We start from the raw sequence: 18414 nt of genomic DNA, 5'->3' as shown, positions 1-18414 counted from the left end.
CCTCCTCAGCGCGCTCGGGCGCTCGCCGGTTCACCGGCGGCCGCCGCGATCCGGGTGGCGAAGGCGCGATAGGTGTGCAGCGGGCGGCCCAGGATCCGGGTCAGACGCTCGAGGTCGCCGGGCTCCGGGATCATCCCGTCGCTGACGTACCGCTCGGCCATCAGGCGCATCTCGTAGGCCATCCACCTCGGCATGAACTTTTGCAGGTTCTGCTCGAACCCGCTGGGATCGTCGCCGCCGTAGGCGATCGGGCGCCCCAGGACCTCCGACCAGATCTCGGCCAGGCGCGCACCGGTCAGCGTGTCGGGGCCGACCAGGTTGATGGTCTCGTTCGGCAACCTGCCCCGGACCTGGACGCGACGGAGCAGCTCGATCGCGGCGACCTCGGCGATGTCGCGGGCGTCGACCATGGCCACGCCCTTCCCGCCGATCGGTATCGGGTACACGCCATGGTTCAGGACCACGTCCTCGATCATGGAGTCGTTGTCGATGAAGTACGCGGGACGCAGGATGGTGGCGCCGAAGCCCATGTCCTCGAGCATCCGCTCGGCGCCGTACTTCACCGCGAAGTGCGGCACGTTCACGGAGCGGTCGGCGTGCATCACCGACAGGTAGACGACGCGATCGACGCCGGACTCCCTGGCGATGTTGAGGGTGATCAGCGCCTGGGCGAACTCGTCGCCCGCCACCGCATTGAGCAGGAACAGCGCGTCGATTCCCTTGAAGGCGCTTCGCAGCGCATCGAGGTCGAGCAGGTCACCTTGCACGACCTCCACGTTTGCCGGGAGGCTGGCCTTGGCGGGATCCCGGGTGAGCACGCGCACGGCGGCGCCGCGTGTGACGAGCTGGTCGACGACGTGGCGGCCGACGCGGCCGGTGGCGCCGATGGCGAGGATTGTCATTGGACACGCTCCACCGGGACGTTCATGGTCCCCGCTCGCTCGGAGTCCAGGTGTCGGGCCAGGAAGGCTCCGATGTCGTCGAGCGCCGCGGCCGAGGCCTGCAGCATGGCGAAGTTCGAGGGGAAGACGTGGATCATCCCCTGCCAGACGTGGACCTCCGCATCGAGCCCGTCCCGTTCCGCCTTCCTGGCGAACCGGACGGAATCGTCCAGCAACACCTCGGCGTCGCCGACGTGGACGCGCACCGGTGGCAGCCCGGACAGATCGGCCCCGAGCACGTCGACGCGGGGATCTCCGGGGCTTCGCCCCTCGAGGTACAGGGTGGCGGCGTTGCCGAGCGTTTCCTTCGAGAGAATGGGGTCCTGGTCCGCGCGCGATGCCATGGACTCGCCGGAGACGGTCAGATCGATCCAGGGGGACATCGCGGCGACGGCGACGATCCGGTCTGACCGACCGTGATGGCGCGCGAGGTACGAGAGCACCAGGCCGCCCCCGGCGGAGTCACCGCAGAAGGCGATGCGCTCGTAGCCGAGCGACAGCAGGCCAGCGTGCAAGGCGCGGGTGTCGTCGTCGGCGGCGGGGAACGGCCGCTCGGGGGCGAGCGCGTAGTCGGCGATGAACGTCGCCGCGCGCGCCTTCCTGGCGATCTGGCCGACGAAGTTGCGGTAGGCCGAAGCCGAGCCGATCACGTAGCCGCCGCCGTGCAGGTACAGGATGGCGGCGCCTTCCTTCGCGCGCTCGGGGCGAGCCCACCAGCCGGGCACGCCACCCACCACTCCATGCTCGAAGGCGACCGCCGCGGGCACCGGGGCCTGGCCGATGATCCGGTCGTAGGCCTCGCGAGCCCCTGGCTCGAAGGCGAGCTTCGGCGCGGCGGCCAGGTAGCTGCGGATCGTCTGCATGCCTTGCGTGTCCGACGGGGTGATCTCGTGAGTGACCAGGGACATGTGCGGTCTCCATCTGCGCTGGATGGGACCAAGCTAGCGTTCCAGGACGCGGGCAGCAGTGCCGGAAACCGATACGGTCTGTCTCGCTTGCGAGACGACCGAGCCGATGACAGGTCTGGATGCCCGAGGGCAGTGGCAGGTCAACGGCGTCTCGAACCGGAGACGATGAAGGTGTGGCCATGATCGACATGGACGACGTCCGGGCTTTTCACAAGGTCGGCACGCTGCTGAGCTTCTCTGCCGCGGGCCGGGTGCTCGGGGTGCGGAAGTCTGCGGTCAGCCGATCCATCCAGCGGCTCGAGACCGCGCTCCACGTCCGGCTGTTCGAGCGGACCACCCGTGAGGTCGCGCTGACCGAGGCTGGTCGGGCGATGCTCGGCCAGCTCGGCGATCTTCTCCGCCGGCTGGATGAGATCGTTGACCTTGCGGCCAGCCTCAGCGCCCATCCGCGTGGTCGCCTGAAGCTGACCGCGGGGATCGGCTTCGGAAACGAGGTGCTGACCGAGCTCCTTCCGGAGTTCTCGCTCGCCTATCCGGACATCGCGATCATGCTGGATTTGACGAGCCGCCCGGTCGATCTCGTGGGGGAGGAGTTCGACGCGGCCTTCCGGATGGGGCCGCTCGTGGACTCCGACCTGATCGCCACGCGGCTCGGCGTCATCGGGACCACGCTCTGTGCCGCGCCGGCGTACCTCGAGCGCCGCGGCACCCCCAGGACGACGTCGGAGCTCGACGGCCACGACCTCGTCGCCATGCCACGGCCCGATGGCTTGCCGCGCCGCTGGACCTTGCGCGATGCAAGGGGCAACCAGTGCGTCATCGACAACGCGCCGAGGCTGACCTCGAATGACACGCTCGCCATCTGCCGCATGGTGATGAACGGGGCGGGCATCGCGGCGATCGCCAACTACCGGGCTCGTTCGGAGATCAGCCGGGGAACCCTCGTCCAGGTCTTGCCGGAGTGGCACGTTCCGGGCGTGGACGTCAGCCTGGTCATGCCGGCGGGACGAGAACGAAGTCCGGCGACGCGAGCGTTCGCTTCCTTCGTTCGCCAGCGAGTGGTGGGAAACCGCCGCTGGTTCGACGGATAGCCGACCGCCCGCGCTGCCGCTCACCTCCACGGTCGGCGGAACGCACGTGAAGTGGATCTACACGTTCAGCGCGAAGAGCCGGTTCGCGAAGCTTCCGCTCCGATGTTCGTCGACATGCAGTGGAAGGGCTACATGGACGTCTGCCTGAAGAACGTCGTCACCTCGGCGAGCGTTCGCGGGGGCACGCCCGCGACACCGTACGGACGTCAGCCGACGCCGACTCCTGTCGGCGCCTCGAGATCGATGGGGAACGAACGGCGGTGGAGGCCTGGCGGCGGAGCAGAGCCGGAAAGAAGAAGCCCCCGGTTCCAGAGAGGAACCGGGGGCAAGATGGAGCGGGAAAAGGGATTTGAACCCTCGACCCTCGCCTTGGCAAGGCGATGCTCTACCACTGAGCTATTCCCGCAAGAAGCTCGCGAAGGTGGAGGTTTATAGAGGGACCGCCCGAGGGGTGTCAAGCGGGTTTCAGCAGGCCGCGAACACACGGTCTCGGCGGCCCTCCGAGGCCCGCGGTGTATCATCCGCGCCCCGTGCCGGACCCGGTCATCGCCCCTCCGCCCTCCCCCGTCCCGCCTCCCCCGCCGGCTCCGCCGCGCGGGTTCTTCGCGCGCCTCCGCAAGCGCCGCGAGGACGCGCGGCGGCAGGCGCAGGTGGGCGGCGGGCGGCAGCGCGGACCGGTGGCGGACCTCTTCCGTTCGGCGGGCCGGGCCCTGGCGCTGACGCTCGCGAACCTGGTCCTCCCGCGTCCCCGGGCGCAGGTGCCGGCGCCCGAGACCATCCGCCGCCTGCTCGTCATCCGCGTGGACGAGCGGGTGGGCAACCAGCTCCTCACCACCCCGCTCCTCCGCGCGCTGAAGCTGGGCCTGCCGGACGCCGAGCTGCACCTGCTCGCGCCGAAGCAGGGCCTCCTCGTCGCCTCGCCGCACGTGGACCGGTTCCACCTCTGGCAGAAGCGCGACGCGTTCCGGGCCCCGCTGCGCCAGCTCGGGCAGCTGCGTGCGCTCCGGCGCGAGCGCTTCGACGTCGTGATCGAGGCGGGGCACTGGTCCGCCTGGTCCCTCACCTCCTCCGTGCTCGCCCGCCTGCTGGGCGGCCGGCGCGCCATCGTCGGCCACGACCGCGGGGACGCGGCGCGCTTCCTCTCCCACCCGGTGCCGCACGATCCGGCGAGCGTCGCGGAGGTCCCGGCGAAGCTGGAGCTGCTCGCGCCGCTGGGGCTGCGGGCGCGCGGCCTGGAGCTGGAGACGGGGCTGGGACGCGACCTGGCCGCCGCGGACGCGGCGCTGGCGGCGGCGGGCCTGGCGGGCCGCCCGTTCGCGCTGCTCAACCCGGGCGCGCGGCTCGCGGACCGGCGCTGGCCGGCGGAGTCGTACGCGGCGGTGGCGCGCGGGCTCTCGGAGCGCGGGCTCATGGTGCTCGTCGTCTGGGGACCGGGCGAGGAGGGGCTGGCGGCCGCCATCGTCGAGGGCTCGGGCGCGCGGCTGGCGCCGCCGACCGACCTCGACAGGCTCGCGGGACTGATGCGGCGGGCGCGGCTGGTGGTCTCGAACAACAGCGGCCCGATGCACCTCGCGGTCGCGGTGGGCGCGCCGACGGTGGGCGTGTTCTTCCGCGGCGACTCGGTGCGCTGGGGGCACGGGATCCCGGCGTTCGCGGCGGCCGAGGTGCGGGGCGACGCGGAGGCGCCGGCCGTGCTGGCGGCGTGCGACCGGGTGCTGGCCGCGAACCCCGCCTGCGCCTGAGGTCCCTCGACTCCGGTCCCTCGACTCCGGTCTCCCTCGACTCCGGTCGCGCCTGACGGCGCGACCTACGCTCGGGATGAGCGTGGTAATACGCTCGGGATGAGCGGTGTGGTTCCCTCGGGATGAGCGGGGTAATTCGCTCGGGATTTGCGGGGTAGGTACGCTCGGGATGAGCGGGACTGCGCTCGGGATGAGCGGGGGCGAACGAGACGCCCCGCTCGCCCTGAGCGTAGGCGAGCCGGAGGCTCGCCGGAGTCGAAGGGCCGGCCTACCCGCGCGACGTGCGGCGGTTGGGGCGGACGTCGGCGGCGGCCTGGGCCTCGCCCTCGCGGCGGTACACGGCGCGGATGAAGTTCGCGAAGTAGCTCACCGCGGACCACACCGAGAAGAACAGCGAGATGTACACGAGCCAGGTGCCGACCCGGTTCGCGTCGAGGTCGAACGAGAAGAAGAGCGCGTCTATCGGGTAGGTGTAGTGCAGCAGCAGGAAGGTGATGCCGGCCACCTGGAACGCGGTCTTGTGCTTCCCCTCCTGCCCGGCCGCGATGACGATGCCCTCGCTCATGGCGATGGTGCGCAGGCCGGTCACGATGAACTCGCGCGCCAGCACCACGATGCACACCCACGCGGCCACGCGGCCGAGGTGCACGAGCATCACCAGCGCCGCCATGACGATGAGCTTGTCGGCGAGCGGGTCGAGGAACTTCCCGATGACGGTGACGAGGTTCTTGCGGCGCGCCACCCAGCCGTCGAGGAAGTCGGTGGCGCCGGTCACCGCGTACAGCACCGCGGCGATGAAGCTGTCCACCCGCGACTCGTAGAAGGTGAACCACAGGAACACGGGGATGAGCGCGATCCGCGTGGCGGTGATCGCGTTCGGGAGGTTGAGCGCCTCCTGCCGCAGCGAGCGCGCGCTCACGGCCGGCCTTCCCCGGCGGCGGCGTCGGGATCGGCGAGCACCCGCCCCTCGCCCGAGAGCTCCACCACCGCGGCGCCGGCGCCGTCCTCGCCGAGCGCGACGAGCCGCGGCGTGAGCGCCCCGGTCCACCCGACCAGCGCCGCGATGGGCAGCCGCACCGGCGCGGACGGGGACACCTCCAGCGCGAGCGGCGCGCCGGCGGTGACGAGCAGCATGCACCCGCGGCCGCGCAGGTGGACGAGGCTCAGCTCGGCCCCGCTGGTGGACGGGACCCGGCCGTTCTCGAACGCGAGCCCGTCCTCGAACGCGAACACGGCCTCCTCGCGCAGGTAGGCGGCCTCGCCGTCCAGCTCGAGCGCGGTGAAGCGGCGGCCGGAGGTCGCGTGGAGCAGCGCCCCCTCGCCGGAGGCGCGGTGCATCCGGGTGGCGCCCTCGCCGAAGGGCCGCTCGGTGGCGCGGCCGCGGAAGCGCATCAGCTCACCGCCGAGCGCCACCTCCCCGCGGACCGCGAACAGGCCGTCGAGCCGGACCCGCACCGTCCCGCGCACCGTCACGGTGAGGACACCGTCACGTACCGTGAATGGCGCGCCCGGGGGCGGCGCGGCGGGCACGAGCCGGGCGTCGGCCCAGGCGGCCAGGGTGGGCACGCCGGGCGCGGACGGCTCCGGCTCGGGCGCGGGCGGCGGCACGACGCGCAGCACCGGCACGCTGCCGGGGACGGGCGTGACGTACGGCTCGGGCGCGGGCGGCTCGGCGGCGGGGCGCGGCTCCTCGGGCGCCGCCGGCGCGGGCGAGACCTTCCAGCCGCTCGCGACCAGCTCGTCGCAGCGGGCCACCATGTGGTCGCTGCCGGCCTTGCGGAACCACTCGCGCGCGGCCGCGGGATCGCCGGACTCGAGCAGCGCGAGGCCCAGGTAGCCCATGGCCTTGCGGTGGTCGGGGTTGAGGTCGAGCGCGATCTCGAGCTGCCGCCGCGCCTCCTCGTGGTGCTTCGCCTTCAGGAAGGCGAGGCCGAGGTTGACGCGCGCGGCGGGCTCCACCGGGTTCTCGTCCACCAGCCGCTGCCACGCGATGGCGGCGTCGTCGAACTGGCCCTGCCGGTAGCAGGCCTGCCCGAGCAGCGACAGCACCTTCGCGTCCTTGGGGCCGAGCTCGAGGGCGCGCTCCAGCGCGGCGCGGGCCCGGTCGGCGTCGCCCTGCGCCAGCAGCTCGGTGCCGCGCGCCAGGTGGAAGGCGAGCTCGTCGTCGAGGCCGTCGCCGCCGTCCGCGCGCCGCGCCACGGCTCACCGCCCTGCCTTATAGGCCTCGTACAGCGCCACGACCTTGCGCACGTACTCCCGGGTCTCCGGGATGTTCGGCACGCCGTCGCCCGCGCGCCGGACCGCCTCGGGCCCGGCGTTGTACGCGGCGAGCGTCTTCACCATGTCGCCGGCGTACTGGTTCGCGAGGATGCGCAGGTAGCGCGCGCCGCCCTCGATGTTCTCGGCGGGCTCGTACGCGTCGCCCACGTACATGTCGCGGGCGGTGCCGGGCATGAGCTGCATGAGCCCCATGGCGCCCTTCTCCGAGACGGCGCGGTGGTCGAAGTTGGACTCGACCGCCATCACGGCGAGGAGCAGCGCCTCGGGGAGGTTGTACTTCGTCGCGGCGGCGCGGATGTGCTCGCGGTACCGCGCCTGCGCCTCCGAGCGAGGGAGCGGGCGGGCGCGCGCCTGCGCCTTGCCACCGCGGTACACCCCTCCGCCGTCCTTCAGGCGGGCGATGCGGCGGAAGCGCGGGTCGCTCGGCGCGTTGGAGAAGTGCGCCACGCCGTCCGAGTCGACGTACGAGTAGAGATCGCCCGCCCGCGCGGCCGGAGCCGCCAGGACGGCGCCCAGCAGGGCGAACCTGGCGAGGTAGGGGCGGACGGACATCGTCGAAAAAGTTACCAGCAGCACGCTCGGCCGGACAACTTTATTCCCGGAGCGCGTGCTACATCAAACGCCATGACCACACTGCCTGCACGAGAGAACGTGGACTTCCTGGTCCTTGGTGGTGGCGTCGCAGGGCTGACCTTCGCGCTCGAGGCGGCCGATCACGGATCGGTGCTGGTGCTGACGAAGCGGCAGCGCTCGGAGGGGTCGACGCAGTACGCGCAGGGGGGCATCGCGGGCGTCCTCGGCGCGGACGACGCGCCGGAGCTGCACGTGCAGGACACGCTGGTCGCCGGCGCCGGGCTGTGCAAGCGCGAGGCGGTCGAGGTCACGGTCCGCGAGGGTCCGGACCGGCTGCGCTGGCTCATCGGCATCGGCGTGGAGTTCGACCGCGAGGCGCCCGACAAGCTCCACCTCACGCGCGAGGGCGGCCACTCGCGCCGCCGCATCGCCCACGCGAAGGACACCACCGGCCGCGAGGTGGAGCGGGCGCTGCTCGCCGCCTGCGACGCGAAGGGCATCCGGATCGTCTCCGACCAGGTCGCGATCGACGTCATCACGAGCGGCAAGCTCGGGCTGGGCGGGCCGAACCGGGCGCTCGGCGCCTACGTGCTCGACCGCGCCTCCGGCGAGATCACCACGGTCACCGCGGGCGTGACCGTGCTCGCCACCGGCGGCGGCGGGAAGGTCTACCTCTACACCTCGAACCCGGACGTCGCGACCGGCGACGGGGTGGCGATGGCGTACCGCGCCGGCGCGACCATCGCGAACATGGAGTTCTTCCAGTTCCACCCCACCTGCCTGTTCCACCCGCAGGCGAAGAGCTTCCTCATCTCCGAGGCGTGCCGCGGCGAGGGCGGCATCCTGCGCAACGGCGCCGGCGAGGCGTTCATGTCGCGCTACGACCCGCGCAAGGAGCTGGCGCCGCGCGACATCGTGGCCCGCTCCATCGACGCCGAGATGAAGCGGCGCGGCGACGAGAGCGCGTTCCTCGACATGACGCACCTGCCGAAGAGCTTCCTCATCGAGCACTTCCCGAACATCTACGCCACCTGCAAGGAGTTCGGGATCGACATGGCGGTGCAGCCGATCCCGGTGGTGCCGGCGGCGCACTACATGTGCGGCGGCGTGGTGACCGACCTCATGGGCCGCACCTCGCTGCCGCGGCTGTTCGCGATCGGCGAGACCTCCTGCACCGGCCTGCACGGCGCGAACCGCCTCGCCTCCAACTCGCTGCTCGAGGGGCTGGTGTTCGGCCGCCGCGCCGCGCTGAGCGCCGTGGACGAGCTCGCGCAGGTGGGCGGCACGGTGCCGACGATCCCGGACTGGAACCCCGGGGCCGCGCTCGCGCCCGAGGAGGGCGTGGTGGTCACGCACAACTGGGACGAGGTCCGCCGGCTGATGTGGAACTACGTCGGCATCGTCCGGACGCAGAAGCGCCTGGAGCGCGCGCGCACCCGGCTCGCGCTGCTGCGCGCCGAGATCCGCGAGTACTACTGGGAGTACCGGCTCACCCCGGACCTGGTGGAGCTGCGGAACCTCGCCGACGTCGCGATGCTGATCGTGGAGTGCGCGCGCCAGCGCAAGGAGTCGCGCGGCCTGCACTACCTGCTCGACCACCCCAAGCCCGACGACCGCTGGCTGCGCGACACCGTGATCACGCGCGGCGACCTCGAGTGAGCGCGGCGGCCGCGCCGCGCGCGGCCTACAGGTCGGGATCCGACTCGAGCCGGGACGGCTCGGGCATCGGGCCGAAGTCGAGGTCCATCCGGCCGAGCGCGCTCGTGATGCCGAGCACGTAGGGCCGGCCCTCGAGCGCCGGCGACGCGCTCGGGAAGCGCACCCGGTACACCACGTCGAACGTGCCCACGTACGGGAACAGCCCGGTCACGGTGGCGTCCACGTCGAGCACCTCGATCTTCGACGCGAGCAGCTCGCCCTCGTCGGTCCGCACCGCCACGCGCCAGATGCTCTTCGGCGCGTCGAGGTCGTTCTGCTTGCCGTTCGCGGTGTAGAGCGCGAGCAGGAACTCCTCGCCCGCGGCCGCCTCGGCGCGCTCGGTGGCGAGCCGGGCGTCGAGCTCGGCGGCGGTCCAGCCGAGCCACGCGGCCAGCCGGCGGGCGCGCGCCTCGCGCTCGGGGAGGCCGAGGTGCGTGGCGGTGGCGGTGGCGCGGTGCTCGAGGCCGTCGTACAGCGTCGCGCGGCGGGTGGCGGCGGCGCGCAGGTCGGACCACTCGCCCTCGCGCGGCCCGGGCATCGGCTGGCGCGGGTGGAACGGGCAGCCGGCGAGCGCCAGCGCCAGCGCGGCGGCGGCGAGCGGGCGCAGCCTCATGACATGAAGTCCGCGCGCGTGAAGAGCGCCTGCAGCGGCACGCCCTGGGCCTCGATGGCCTCGCGCCCGCCCTCCTGCCGGTCCACCAGCGCCAGGCAGGCGACCGGGACCAGGTGCTCGGCGCGGCAGCGCTCGATGGCCTTCAGCGCCGAGCCGCCGGTGGTCACCACGTCCTCGATCACGGCCACGCGGCTGCCGTCGGGGAGGGTCTTGCGCCCCTCGATCCACTGGCCGGTGCCGTGGCCCTTCGGCTCCTTGCGCACGATGAACGCGTCCACCGCCGCGCCGGCGCCGCCGTCCAGGAAGCTGGTGAGCGCCACCGCGCTCGCGATCGGGTCCGCGCCGAGCGTGAGCCCGCCCACGCCGCGCACCGGCGGCGTGAGGCCGCGCACGCGCTCGAGCAGCAGCCGGCCGATGAGCACGTGCCCCTCGGCGGTGAGCGCGGTGCGCTTGCAGTCGATGTAGAAGTCGCTCTCCTTGCCGGAGGCGAGGATCACCTTGCGGCGCTCGAACGACAGGCTGCGCAGGAGCTCGAGCAGCCGCGCGCGATCCCGTTCCAGGCTCATGGTTCGTCCTCCCTGCGCTCGAGGTGGGGGAGCAGCTCGGTCATCCAGCGGACCTGCTCGAGCACCGCGCGGCGGCCATCCGCCGGCAGGTCGCGCCAGGACTCGAACGCCACCGCCAGGTCCGCGTTCACCTGGTACAGCCGCGAGGCCACGTCCGCAACGAGCTCCTCGGGGGTGACCTCCTCCGCCCCCGCCTCGGCCCCGGCGCCCGCCGCTGCCTCGCCGCCCTCGGGCGCGGCCGCGGGCGCTGCGACGGCCTCGTGGAGGTGCGGCGCCGGCTCCGGCTCGAGGCCGCCGTCGTCGTCGGGCGCCGGCCCGGCCGCGTCGGCGGCTGGCCCGGCGGTGAGGAACTCGAAGAAGCGCTCGCGCAGCTCGGGCTCGACCGGCGCGCGCACCAGCGCGTCGTCGAGCAGCTCCTCGGCCCAGGGCGCGACGCCGGTCTGCTCCAGCCGCTCGCGCAGCAGGCGCAGGCCGTCGCGGTCGAGCGGCTCGGTGAGGAGCGCCTGCCCGAGCGCGAGGCCCCAGGCGTCGTCGTCGTCGAGCGTCGCGTGGAGCCGCGCCAGCACCCGGCCGCGCATCAGCATGCGCAGCGCGGCGATGCGCCGGAACCCGGCCACCACCTGGAAGCGGGGGCCGTCGGTGCCGGCGCCGGGCAGCGGCCGCAGCTCGACGGGCACGAGCTGCCCGAGGCGGCCGATGGACGCGGCCAGGGCCGAGACGTCGCCCTCCTCGCGGAGGCGGAACGTCGCGTCCAGCGCGAGCGCCGAGAGGGGTACGAACTCGACGGCGCCCGTCGCATGGGCGGGCGCCGCGGTGCGCGGTTCGAGCTCCACGTCCACCTCCGCTCGATCCGCGCGGGGCCCGCGGGCCGGGCGGGGGCCGGGTCGCGGCCCGGTCCCCTCCCATTCCGCGCGGGATCGGGACTACTTCCGCTTGACGATCACCTTGCGCTTCACCGCGCCCATGGCGACCGGCGCCGGCGGGGCGGGCGGCCTGGGGGCGGACGGCTCCTCCGCCTTGCGGACCTCGGGGCGCGGGGCCGGCGCGGGGGCCGGACGCGGCGCGGGGCGCAGCGCGGGGCGGGCCGGCGGCGCCGCGACCGCGCGGGCGGCGCGGGCCTCGGGCTCGGCCTCGATCTCCACCTCGCCCATGTCGATGCGGCCGCGGAAGCTGGCGCCGTCCACGATGATGACGCGCGGAGCCTGGATGTCGCCGATCATCCGGCCTTCCCGGGTGATCTCGACCGACTCGGTGGCGGTCACGTTGCCCACGACCGCGCCCGCGATCACGCAGTTGCGGACCTGGACCTCGGCCTTGACCGTGCCGGTGGGCTCGACCACCAGGGTCTTGGTGAGGGTCAGCGTGCCCTCGACGCGGCCGCGGACCGTGAGGTCCTCGTCGCCGTTGAGGGAACCGCTGATGAGGATCGACTCGCCGATGATGGTGCTGCCGTCAGTGGTCGCCACGGCTCACTTCCCCTTGGTTTCGCGGACTTCCATGTCCACGTTGCCCTTGAACAGGGCGCCGTCGGCGATCAGGATGCGCGGCGCGCGGATGTCGCCGACCACCTTGCAGTCGGCCTTCAGCTCGACCTTGTCGCTCGCGTTGATGTTCCCGGTCACCTGGCCCGACACCTCGACGTTCGCCGTCTCGATGTCCGCCTCGATGACGCCCGACGACTCGACGAACAGGCTCTCTCGCAGGCTGATGCGGCCCTTGACGGTGCCCTGGATCACCAGGTCCTCGTCGCCCGAGATCTCGCCGTCGATGACGATCGAGCTTCCGATGACCGTGTGCGCGCCGGCGCGCGACGCCGGGACCTTCTCGATGCCAGCCATGTTCCGCAGCCCTCCACGAGGCTCTGGTGTTCCCCCGACGAACATCGGTTCGTAAGACCCGCGCAGGATAGAGGTCCGTTCGAGGGCCAGTCAACAGGGTGTTCCGCGCACACACGCAGCGTTCAACGCGGCGCGCGCGCCGAGAGCCAGGCGACCGCCTCGGCGATGGGCCGGGCCCGCTCGGCCTCGTTCAGCACCTCGTGTCGGAACCCCCCGTACACCTCGAGCCGCTTGTCGGTGGCCCCCGCCGCCGAGACGAAGGCGCGGGTCGCGTCGAGCCCCACCACGCGGTCGGCGCCGGCCGCGAGCACGAGCAGCGGGGCGGTCCACTCCCCTGCGCGCCGCGCCACCTCGGCCTGCGCGCGCCGCGCCTCCTCGAACCAGCGCGGCGTCGTCACCCGCCCGTAGAGCGGGTCGCGGGCGGTCCAGCGCTGCAGGTCCGGGTCCGAGGTCAGGTCGGCCGGGTCGAGGCCGGAGGAGATGGGCAGCCAGGGCACGAGCCGGCCCAGGGTGCGGGCGGCGAGGAGCTTCGCGACCGGCGCGCGGCTGGCGAGCGCGTAGAACGGCGAGGTGAGCACGAACCCGCTCACGAGCCGCCCGCGGCCGCTCAGCCCCCACAGCGTCGCGATCAGCGCGCCCTGGCTGTGCGCCAGCACGAAGAGCCGCTCGCCGGCGACGCCGTCGGCGGCGAGCTTCGCGACCAGCGCGTCGAGGTCGGCGAGGTAGTCGGCGAACGCGTCCACGTGCCAGCGCCGGCCGTCGGACTGGCCGTGGCCGCGGAAGTCGAGCAGCGCCACCTGGAACCCGGCGCGCACCAGCGCGGCGGTGATCCCGGCGTAGCGGCCGCAGTGATCGCCGCCGCCGTGCAGCACCACCACGGTGGCGCGCGGCGCCGGGGGCGTGAAGCGCTGCCAGTACAGGCGCAGGTGATCGGCCGAGTTGATGAACCCTTCCTCGTGCCTCGCCTCGGCGTCGGACGGGAAGGAGGGGAGCGGCATCGGCGGGACGCTAGCGGCCGGGGGCGGCGGGGTCAAGGCGCGCCCGCGGTGCGTGCCCACGCCCGGACGCGCTCCGCCGCGGCCTCGTCGCCCGCCTCGAGGTACGCGTCCACCAGCCGCCGCCACGGCTCGGGATCCGGCCGCTCGCCGGCGCGCCCCAGCGCCTCCTCGATCCGGATGGCCGCGCGCAGCTCCTCGAGCTCGCGCTCGCGCTCCCCGCGCGCCTCGGCGAGGTCGGCGAGCAGCAGGTGCGCCTGCGACGCCGCCGGGCCGCCCGCGGCGAGCGCCACGGCGCGCCGCGCCTCCCCTTCGGCCAGCTCCTCCTGCCCGGCCCGCGCGAGCGCCTCGGCGAGCGAGGCGTGCAGCTCGGGGCTGGCCTCGTCGTACGCCACCGCGCGCCGGAGCGCCTCCACCGCGGCGCCGTCGTCGCCGGCCCCGCGCGCGCGGCGCGCCTCGAGGTAGTGGGCGATGGCGCGGGGGGAGATTGTCCGGGCGGCGGCGGGCGGCGGGGCCCCCGGGCTGGCAGCCTCGGGCCGCGCGCCCGCGCCGGCGCACGCGGCGGAGGCGGCGACGAGCAGGGCGGCGAGCGGGAGGGCGGGCGAGCGCATGGCTGCCCGCGAGGCGGGCGGAGCCGGAGGATAGCGGCGGGCGGGCCCCCGGTTCAATCCGCGTCGCCGGCGCGCCTGGCGCGGGGCCGGCGGCCGCCGCGGACCTTCAGCGGGGCCGGCCCGTTCGCCCGGAGCGCCGCGTCCACCGCGGCCGCGAGCGCGCCGTCCACGAGCGGCCGCGTCACCGCCGCCGCGCAGCCGGCCTCCCGGAGCGGCTCGCCCCAGTCGGCGTGCGCCACCGCCACCACCGGCACCGCCGCCAGCTCCCGATCCGCCCGGAACGCCCGCAGCGACTCTCCCCCGTCCGGCCCGCTCGCGTGCAGCACGACCGCGTCGGGCGCGAACCGCGCCGCCGCGGCCCCGGCCGCGAACCCCGGGGCGGCCTGCTCCACCGCGTAGCCGGCCACCGCGAGCTGCCGCGCCGTCCCCTCCCGCGCCGGGCCGGGCTCGGCGACCACCAGCACCTTGCGCCGCGCCGGCGCCGCGCCGGACAGCTCGTCGGGCACCGGCATCCCGTGCCGGAGCATGAACGCGGCCAGCTCCTCGCGCGCGATGCGCCGGTGGCCGCCGGGCGTCCGGTGCGCCTTGAGGCGCCGGGCCTCGATCCAGTTCACCACCGTGGGCAGCGAGACGCCGAGGAGGCGGGCCGCCTCGAACGTCGTGTAGAAGCCGGGCATCGCCGGCAAGTCTAGACAGCGCCGGTCCGTTCGGGAACAGCGCGATCGCGCGCCGTCCCGCGACGCGGGCCTGCAACGTCCCGGCAGGGAATGCTAAGGAGAGCCCATGCCTGCTCCCACCTACCTGCTCGGCGCGGTGCAGATGACGTCCACGGCGGACCGCGCCCGTAACCTGGAGACCGCGGTCCGGCTGGTGAACGAGGCGGCGGACCTCGGCGCGAGGCTGATCGGCCTGCCCGAGAACTTCGCGTACATGGGGCCCGAGGAGGGCCGCCGGGCCGGCGCCGAGACGCTGGAGGGCCCCACGGTGAAGGCCCTCAGCGAGGTGGCGCGGCGGCGCGGCGTGTACGTGCTGGCCGGGTCGATCGCGGAGAAGGTGGACGACCCGGGCAAGACCGCCAACACGAGCGTGCTCGTCGCCGACGACGGCCGGGTGGCGGCCGCGTACCGCAAGATCCACCTGTTCGACGTCTCCATCCCGGACGGCGCCCGCTACGCCGAGTCCGAGGTGGTGGTGCCGGGCGACAAGGTCGTGATCGCGCCCACGCCGCTCGGGCGGATCGGGCTCACCGTCTGCTACGACCTGCGCTTCCCCGAGCTGTACCGGAAGCTGGCCGCGCTCGGCGCCGAGGTGATCACCATCCCGGCCGCGTTCACGCTGTTCACCGGCAAGGACCACTGGGAGGTCCTGCTCCGCGCGCGCGCCATCGAGAACCTGGCCTACGTGATGGCGCCGGCGCAGGTGGGCCGCCACTCCGCCAGCCGGCAGACGTTCGGGAACGCGATGATCGTGGACCCGTGGGGCGTGGTCCTCGCCCGCTGCCCGGACGGCGAGGGCGTGTGCGTGGCCCCGTTCCGCCGCGAGCGGCTGGAGCAGGTGCGCCAGGAGCTCCCGGCGCTGAAGCACCGGAAGCTGTAGCGGACGCCTGGAGAGACCGCCTTCAGGACCCCGCTCGCCCCGAGCGGTAGCCCGGCACGGCTCGCAGTTCGACAGGCTCACTGCGAGCGGACTCGCAGGCGGGCGGAGTCGAGGGGCCGCGCGGACCTAAAACACGAACATCAGGCCCCCGGCCATGGCCAGGTCCTTGTTCGACAGGTCCCAGCTCTTCTTCGAGCCGAAGTCGTCCACCTTCGCCTGCGTGACGTCGAAGAACAGGTAGGTGTGGTTGATGCCGGTCTCGCGGTCGAGGTCGCGGGCGCTGCCCGGGTCGATGACGTCGAGCAGCAGCGCCACGCCGGCGGTCCAGGACCAGCCGTTGGTGGCGCCGGACTCGACCGACTTGCCGCGACCGTCGGTCACCCACCAGTTGTAGCGTTCGGCCGCCAGGCGCGCGTACGGCGCGAGCGGGATGCGCCACTGCTCGGCCATCCAGTCGAAGCGGTAGGTGAGCGTGAGGCTGGTGGGGATGATGTTGAAGGTGGTCTTGTCGCCGGACCGCACCGGGGTGCCGGAGACGTCCACGATGCCCTTGCCGGAGCGCCGGAAGTAGCCGCTCCGGAAGCCGCCCTCCACCACGCCCACGCCGGAGTAGAGCGCGTAGCCGAAGCCGGCGCGGAACATCCAGCCCTTCCCGCCGCCGAACACCTGCTCGTACGGCCCGGGCTTCGCGAAGCCGGAGTCCACGTCGGGCGTGTAGTTGCCGGCGCCGAGCTCGATCGAGCCGCGCTTCGGCGAGGGCTGCGCGCGCGCGGCCCCCGGGGCGGCGAGGAGCGCCGCCGCGGCCAGCGCCGCGAGCGTCAGGGTGGCGGACCGCATCACGGCTTCCTCCTGCGCAGCGCGGCCAGCGCGGCGGCGCCGATCATGGCGAGCGCGCCGGTGCCGCCCGCGCCGCAGCCGCCGGAGTCGGTGCCGCCCCGCGCCTTGTACTGCTCCCAGAAGTCCGAGACCGGCACGGGCGTGCCGCTCACCGCGCCGGACGGGGTGCTGGGGTTGCCCGCCTCGGTGTATGCGACCACCTGGACGTCGTAGGTGACGCCGTTGGTGAGACCGTCGAGGCGCAGGCTCGTCCCGGTGAGCCGGCGCGAATAGACGGTGGCGGTGGTCCCGGTCGGCGTGGCCAGGACCTGGTACTCGTACGTCCTCTCGGCGCCGTCGGGCCCGTCGTTCCAGCTCACGTTGAGCGCGTTCTCGCCGGGCGTCACCCGGACGTTCACCGGGGTGGCGGGCGTGGCGGTGCTGAGCGTCACCTGGCCCTGCGCGAAGCCGCGCCGCGTGCCGCCCGAGTCGTACCAGTGCACGCAGATGTAGATCGTCTTCGCCTCGACCGTGCAGGCCTGCTGCCCCACCGCGTTCACGATCGCGACCGGGTCGAACGCCTCCGGCGTGAGCACGGACGCGTCGTCGGCGATGAGGCTGCGGATCTCGGCGGACTGGATGCCGTTCGTCGTGTCGTCGCTCTCGGCGCAGTAACCCTGGTTCGTGCCGCTGGTGGTGTACGCACCCGCGCTGGACGCGAAGACGTGGTACCGGCCGCCGGTCGAGAACGTGCCGCTCTTCACCTGGATCTGCCAGATGAGCTCGAGCTGCCTCGGATCCGCGCCGGTGCACTGCGCGGCGTTGATGTACCTGTCTTCGGGCTCCTGGCTGGCCTTCACCTGGCCCGCGGTCGGGTTGATCTGGGCGGTCGCCAGCAAGGGCGCGGCGAGGAGGGCGGCGGCGAGGATCGCGCGTCTCATGACGCGCGGATTGTGCAAGTGGAGCGCCACGCGGGCAAGCGGGCGATCGCGAAGGGCGGCGCGCGGTTGCGCCGCCTCGGCCCGCGGCAGGACGCCCCGGGCCGCCAAATTGGCAAAGGCCCCGCGACCCTGCCGGCCAGCCTGACAAAATGGCAGCGGCCTACAGCAGCGCGGCCAGCCGCTCCAGGATCTGCACCAGGTTCGTGGCGGCGCCCTTGCGCAGCTCGTCCGACACCACCACCAGCTCGAGCCCGTGCGCCTGCGAGCGGTCGTCGCGGAGGCGCCCGACCAGCACCGCGTCGTCGTTCACCGCCAGCATGGGCATCGGGTAGACGCCCTCCGCGGTCGCGTCGAGCACCTTCACGCCGGGCGAGCGGCGCAGGAGATCGCGGGCCGCCTCGGCGGGGAGCGCCCGCGCGGTGGCGGCGTTCACCACCGCCGCCTGGCCGTAGAACACCGGCACGCGCACCGCGGTGGCGGCGACGCGCAGCCCGGGCGCGCCGAGCACCTTGCGCAGCTCGGCGCCGAGCCCTTCCTCCGCGTCGGTGCGGCCGTCCTCCAGGAACGCGCCCACCTGCGGGACCAGGTTGAACGCCAGCCGGTGGGGCACCGCGCCGCCGGGCTCGGGCTCGCGCCCGTTCATGAGGTCCATCGCCTCGCGCTCGAGCTGCTGGACCGCGCGGTGGCCCGCCGAGGCCGCCGGCTCGAGCGTGGTCGCCACCACCCGCTCCAGCCCCGCGGCCGCGTGCAGCGGCGCGAGCGCGACCGACAGCGCCGCCGCCGCGCCGGCCGGGCTCGCCACCACCCCGCGCGCGCGGAAGCCCTCCACCGCGGCGCCGTTCACCTCCGGCACCACCAGCGGCACGTCCGCCTCCAGCCGGAACGCGGGCGAGGCGTCCACCACCGCGCACCCCTCCGCCCAGGCGCGCGGCGCCCACTCCCGCGCGACCTCGGGCGGCACGCAGAACACCGCCGCGTCCACCCCGCGGAACGTCCCCTCGGCCGGCGCCGACACCGGCAGCTCGGCCCCGGCGTGCTCGAGGCGCGTGCCGGCGGAGCGCGCCGACGCGAGCAGCGCGAGGCGCGAGAGCGGCAGGCTCGACTCGCCCAGCGCGTCGAGCACCGCGCGGCCGACCAGGCCGGTGGCGCCGACGAGGGCGACGGAGATGGGCTTGGGCATGGCGGCGTTCCTCCGGGGAGCAGGG

At 73.9% G+C, this 18414-nt stretch carries 20 protein-coding genes and 1 tRNA gene; 4 read left to right on the top strand and 17 right to left on the bottom strand.

The window, feature by feature from the left end:
• Nucleotides 1-5 precede the first annotated feature (5 nt).
• Both ACOQFB_RS02640 and ACOQFB_RS02635 read right to left on the bottom strand, forming a co-directional pair.
• Nucleotides 6-902: an SDR family oxidoreductase gene (locus ACOQFB_RS02640; RefSeq protein WP_421610429.1), complete on the bottom strand. Its 897-nt coding sequence runs from the start codon at nt 900-902 to the stop codon at nt 6-8.
• On the bottom strand, nt 899-1849 hold the full coding sequence (locus ACOQFB_RS02635; protein ID WP_421610430.1) for an alpha/beta hydrolase: 951 nt from the start codon (nt 1847-1849) through the stop codon (nt 899-901). Before ACOQFB_RS02635 ends, ACOQFB_RS02640 begins: the two co-directional genes overlap by 4 nt.
• Nucleotides 1850-2028: 179 nt before the next feature.
• Between ACOQFB_RS02635 and ACOQFB_RS02630 the strand changes: the two genes are divergently transcribed.
• Nucleotides 2029-2940, top strand: a complete 912-nt coding sequence (locus ACOQFB_RS02630; protein WP_421610431.1) for a LysR family transcriptional regulator — start codon at nt 2029-2031, stop codon at nt 2938-2940.
• A 331-nt stretch (nt 2941-3271) separates the two neighbouring features.
• Here ACOQFB_RS02630 and ACOQFB_RS02625 read toward each other — a convergent pair.
• Nucleotides 3272-3346 (bottom strand) — tRNA-Gly (locus ACOQFB_RS02625).
• A gap of 124 nt (nt 3347-3470) precedes the next feature.
• Between ACOQFB_RS02625 and ACOQFB_RS02620 the strand changes: the two genes are divergently transcribed.
• Nucleotides 3471-4682, top strand: coding sequence for a glycosyltransferase family 9 protein (locus tag ACOQFB_RS02620; protein ID WP_237757768.1), 1212 nt, complete (start codon nt 3471-3473; stop codon nt 4680-4682).
• 268 nt (nt 4683-4950) lie between these two features.
• Here the strand turns inward: ACOQFB_RS02620 and pgsA are convergent, their stop codons facing one another.
• Genes pgsA through ACOQFB_RS02605 form a run of 3 tightly spaced genes read right to left on the bottom strand, consistent with a single transcriptional unit; the run spans nt 4951 to nt 7514 of the window.
• Nucleotides 4951-5601 carry a CDP-diacylglycerol--glycerol-3-phosphate 3-phosphatidyltransferase gene (pgsA, locus tag ACOQFB_RS02615; RefSeq protein ID WP_059435755.1) on the bottom strand — a complete coding sequence of 217 codons (651 nt, stop codon included), beginning with the start codon at nt 5599-5601 and terminating at the stop codon, nt 4951-4953.
• Complete coding sequence (locus tag ACOQFB_RS02610) at nt 5598-6881, bottom strand: tetratricopeptide repeat protein (protein WP_059435756.1); 1284 nt, start codon at nt 6879-6881, stop codon at nt 5598-5600. Before ACOQFB_RS02610 ends, pgsA begins: the two co-directional genes overlap by 4 nt.
• 3 nt (nt 6882-6884) lie before the next feature.
• Complete coding sequence (locus ACOQFB_RS02605) at nt 6885-7514, bottom strand: lytic transglycosylase domain-containing protein (RefSeq protein ID WP_059435757.1); 630 nt, start codon at nt 7512-7514, stop codon at nt 6885-6887.
• Between the two features lie 72 nt (nt 7515-7586).
• Between ACOQFB_RS02605 and nadB the strand changes: the two genes are divergently transcribed.
• Nucleotides 7587-9194: an L-aspartate oxidase gene (gene nadB / locus ACOQFB_RS02600; RefSeq protein WP_059435758.1), complete on the top strand. Its 1608-nt coding sequence runs from the start codon at nt 7587-7589 to the stop codon at nt 9192-9194.
• Nucleotides 9195-9219: 25 nt separating this feature from the next.
• Here nadB and ACOQFB_RS02595 read toward each other — a convergent pair whose 3' ends face one another.
• The 8 genes from ACOQFB_RS02595 to ACOQFB_RS02560 all read right to left on the bottom strand — a co-directional run bounded on the left by ACOQFB_RS02595 (nt 9220) and on the right by ACOQFB_RS02560 (nt 14533).
• Nucleotides 9220-9846: a hypothetical protein gene (locus ACOQFB_RS02595; protein ID WP_059435759.1), complete on the bottom strand. Its 627-nt coding sequence runs from the start codon at nt 9844-9846 to the stop codon at nt 9220-9222.
• Nucleotides 9843-10412, bottom strand: coding sequence for an orotate phosphoribosyltransferase (pyrE, locus tag ACOQFB_RS02590; protein WP_059435760.1), 570 nt, complete (start codon nt 10410-10412; stop codon nt 9843-9845). Before pyrE ends, ACOQFB_RS02595 begins: the two co-directional genes overlap by 4 nt.
• Nucleotides 10409-11245, bottom strand: a complete 837-nt coding sequence (locus ACOQFB_RS02585; protein ID WP_059435765.1) for a ParB N-terminal domain-containing protein — start codon at nt 11243-11245, stop codon at nt 10409-10411. Before ACOQFB_RS02585 ends, pyrE begins: the two co-directional genes overlap by 4 nt.
• A gap of 90 nt (nt 11246-11335) precedes the next feature.
• Nucleotides 11336-11878: a bactofilin family protein gene (locus ACOQFB_RS02580; RefSeq protein ID WP_421610432.1), complete on the bottom strand. Its 543-nt coding sequence runs from the start codon at nt 11876-11878 to the stop codon at nt 11336-11338.
• Between the two features lie 3 nt (nt 11879-11881).
• Nucleotides 11882-12250 carry a bactofilin family protein gene (locus ACOQFB_RS02575; protein ID WP_012527618.1) on the bottom strand — a complete coding sequence of 123 codons (369 nt, stop codon included), beginning with the start codon at nt 12248-12250 and terminating at the stop codon, nt 11882-11884.
• A gap of 122 nt (nt 12251-12372) precedes the next feature.
• Nucleotides 12373-13248, bottom strand: a complete 876-nt coding sequence (locus tag ACOQFB_RS02570; RefSeq protein WP_421610433.1) for an alpha/beta hydrolase — start codon at nt 13246-13248, stop codon at nt 12373-12375.
• Between the two features lie 32 nt (nt 13249-13280).
• A complete protein-coding gene (locus ACOQFB_RS02565) occupies nt 13281-13856 on the bottom strand; it encodes a ribonuclease E (RefSeq protein WP_421610434.1) in 576 nt (191 codons plus the stop codon).
• Nucleotides 13857-13909: 53 nt separating this feature from the next.
• Entirely contained in the window at nt 13910-14533 is a 624-nt protein-coding gene (locus tag ACOQFB_RS02560; RefSeq protein ID WP_421610435.1) for a MerR family transcriptional regulator, read from the bottom strand.
• A 106-nt stretch (nt 14534-14639) separates the two neighbouring features.
• Between ACOQFB_RS02560 and ACOQFB_RS02555 the strand changes: the two genes are divergently transcribed.
• Nucleotides 14640-15452 carry a carbon-nitrogen hydrolase family protein gene (locus ACOQFB_RS02555; protein ID WP_421610436.1) on the top strand — a complete coding sequence of 271 codons (813 nt, stop codon included), beginning with the start codon at nt 14640-14642 and terminating at the stop codon, nt 15450-15452.
• A gap of 126 nt (nt 15453-15578) precedes the next feature.
• Here ACOQFB_RS02555 and ACOQFB_RS02550 read toward each other — a convergent pair whose 3' ends face one another.
• The 3 genes from ACOQFB_RS02550 to ACOQFB_RS02540 form a co-directional block, all read right to left on the bottom strand.
• Complete coding sequence (locus ACOQFB_RS02550) at nt 15579-16289, bottom strand: MXAN_2562 family outer membrane beta-barrel protein (protein WP_421610437.1); 711 nt, start codon at nt 16287-16289, stop codon at nt 15579-15581.
• On the bottom strand, nt 16289-17209 hold the full coding sequence (locus tag ACOQFB_RS02545; protein ID WP_059437199.1) for a fibronectin type III domain-containing protein: 921 nt from the start codon (nt 17207-17209) through the stop codon (nt 16289-16291). Before ACOQFB_RS02545 ends, ACOQFB_RS02550 begins: the two co-directional genes overlap by 1 nt.
• Nucleotides 17210-17369: 160 nt before the next feature.
• Nucleotides 17370-18389 carry an aspartate-semialdehyde dehydrogenase gene (locus ACOQFB_RS02540; protein WP_421610438.1) on the bottom strand — a complete coding sequence of 340 codons (1020 nt, stop codon included), beginning with the start codon at nt 18387-18389 and terminating at the stop codon, nt 17370-17372.
• Nucleotides 18390-18414 lie beyond the last annotated feature (25 nt).

Origin of the sequence: Anaeromyxobacter sp. Red801 (assembly GCF_049201065.2) — a bacterium.
Taxonomy (GTDB): Bacteria; Myxococcota; Myxococcia; order Myxococcales; family Anaeromyxobacteraceae; genus Anaeromyxobacter.
The sequence above is the reverse complement of the archived record's forward strand: the minus strand, read 5'-3'. Positions and strand labels throughout refer to the sequence as shown.

Coding starts and splice junctions, on each gene's coding strand:
- ACOQFB_RS02640 (WP_421610429.1), bottom strand. CDS start 902: ATGACAATCCTCGCCATCGGCGCCACCGGCCGCGTCGGCCGCCACGTC.
- ACOQFB_RS02635 (WP_421610430.1), bottom strand. CDS start 1,849: ATGTCCCTGGTCACTCACGAGATCACCCCGTCGGACACGCAAGGCATG.
- ACOQFB_RS02630 (WP_421610431.1), top strand. CDS start 2,029: ATGATCGACATGGACGACGTCCGGGCTTTTCACAAGGTCGGCACGCTG.
- ACOQFB_RS02605 (WP_059435757.1), bottom strand. CDS start 7,514: ATGTCCGTCCGCCCCTACCTCGCCAGGTTCGCCCTGCTGGGCGCCGTC.
- nadB (WP_059435758.1), top strand. CDS start 7,587: ATGACCACACTGCCTGCACGAGAGAACGTGGACTTCCTGGTCCTTGGT.
- ACOQFB_RS02595 (WP_059435759.1), bottom strand. CDS start 9,846: ATGAGGCTGCGCCCGCTCGCCGCCGCCGCGCTGGCGCTGGCGCTCGCC.
- pyrE (WP_059435760.1), bottom strand. CDS start 10,412: ATGAGCCTGGAACGGGATCGCGCGCGGCTGCTCGAGCTCCTGCGCAGC.
- ACOQFB_RS02575 (WP_012527618.1), bottom strand. CDS start 12,250: ATGGCTGGCATCGAGAAGGTCCCGGCGTCGCGCGCCGGCGCGCACACG.
- ACOQFB_RS02570 (WP_421610433.1), bottom strand. CDS start 13,248: ATGCCGCTCCCCTCCTTCCCGTCCGACGCCGAGGCGAGGCACGAGGAA.
- ACOQFB_RS02565 (WP_421610434.1), bottom strand. CDS start 13,856: ATGCGCTCGCCCGCCCTCCCGCTCGCCGCCCTGCTCGTCGCCGCCTCC.
- ACOQFB_RS02560 (WP_421610435.1), bottom strand. CDS start 14,533: ATGCCCGGCTTCTACACGACGTTCGAGGCGGCCCGCCTCCTCGGCGTC.
- ACOQFB_RS02555 (WP_421610436.1), top strand. CDS start 14,640: ATGCCTGCTCCCACCTACCTGCTCGGCGCGGTGCAGATGACGTCCACG.
- ACOQFB_RS02550 (WP_421610437.1), bottom strand. CDS start 16,289: ATGCGGTCCGCCACCCTGACGCTCGCGGCGCTGGCCGCGGCGGCGCTC.
- ACOQFB_RS02545 (WP_059437199.1), bottom strand. CDS start 17,209: ATGAGACGCGCGATCCTCGCCGCCGCCCTCCTCGCCGCGCCCTTGCTG.
- ACOQFB_RS02540 (WP_421610438.1), bottom strand. CDS start 18,389: ATGCCCAAGCCCATCTCCGTCGCCCTCGTCGGCGCCACCGGCCTGGTC.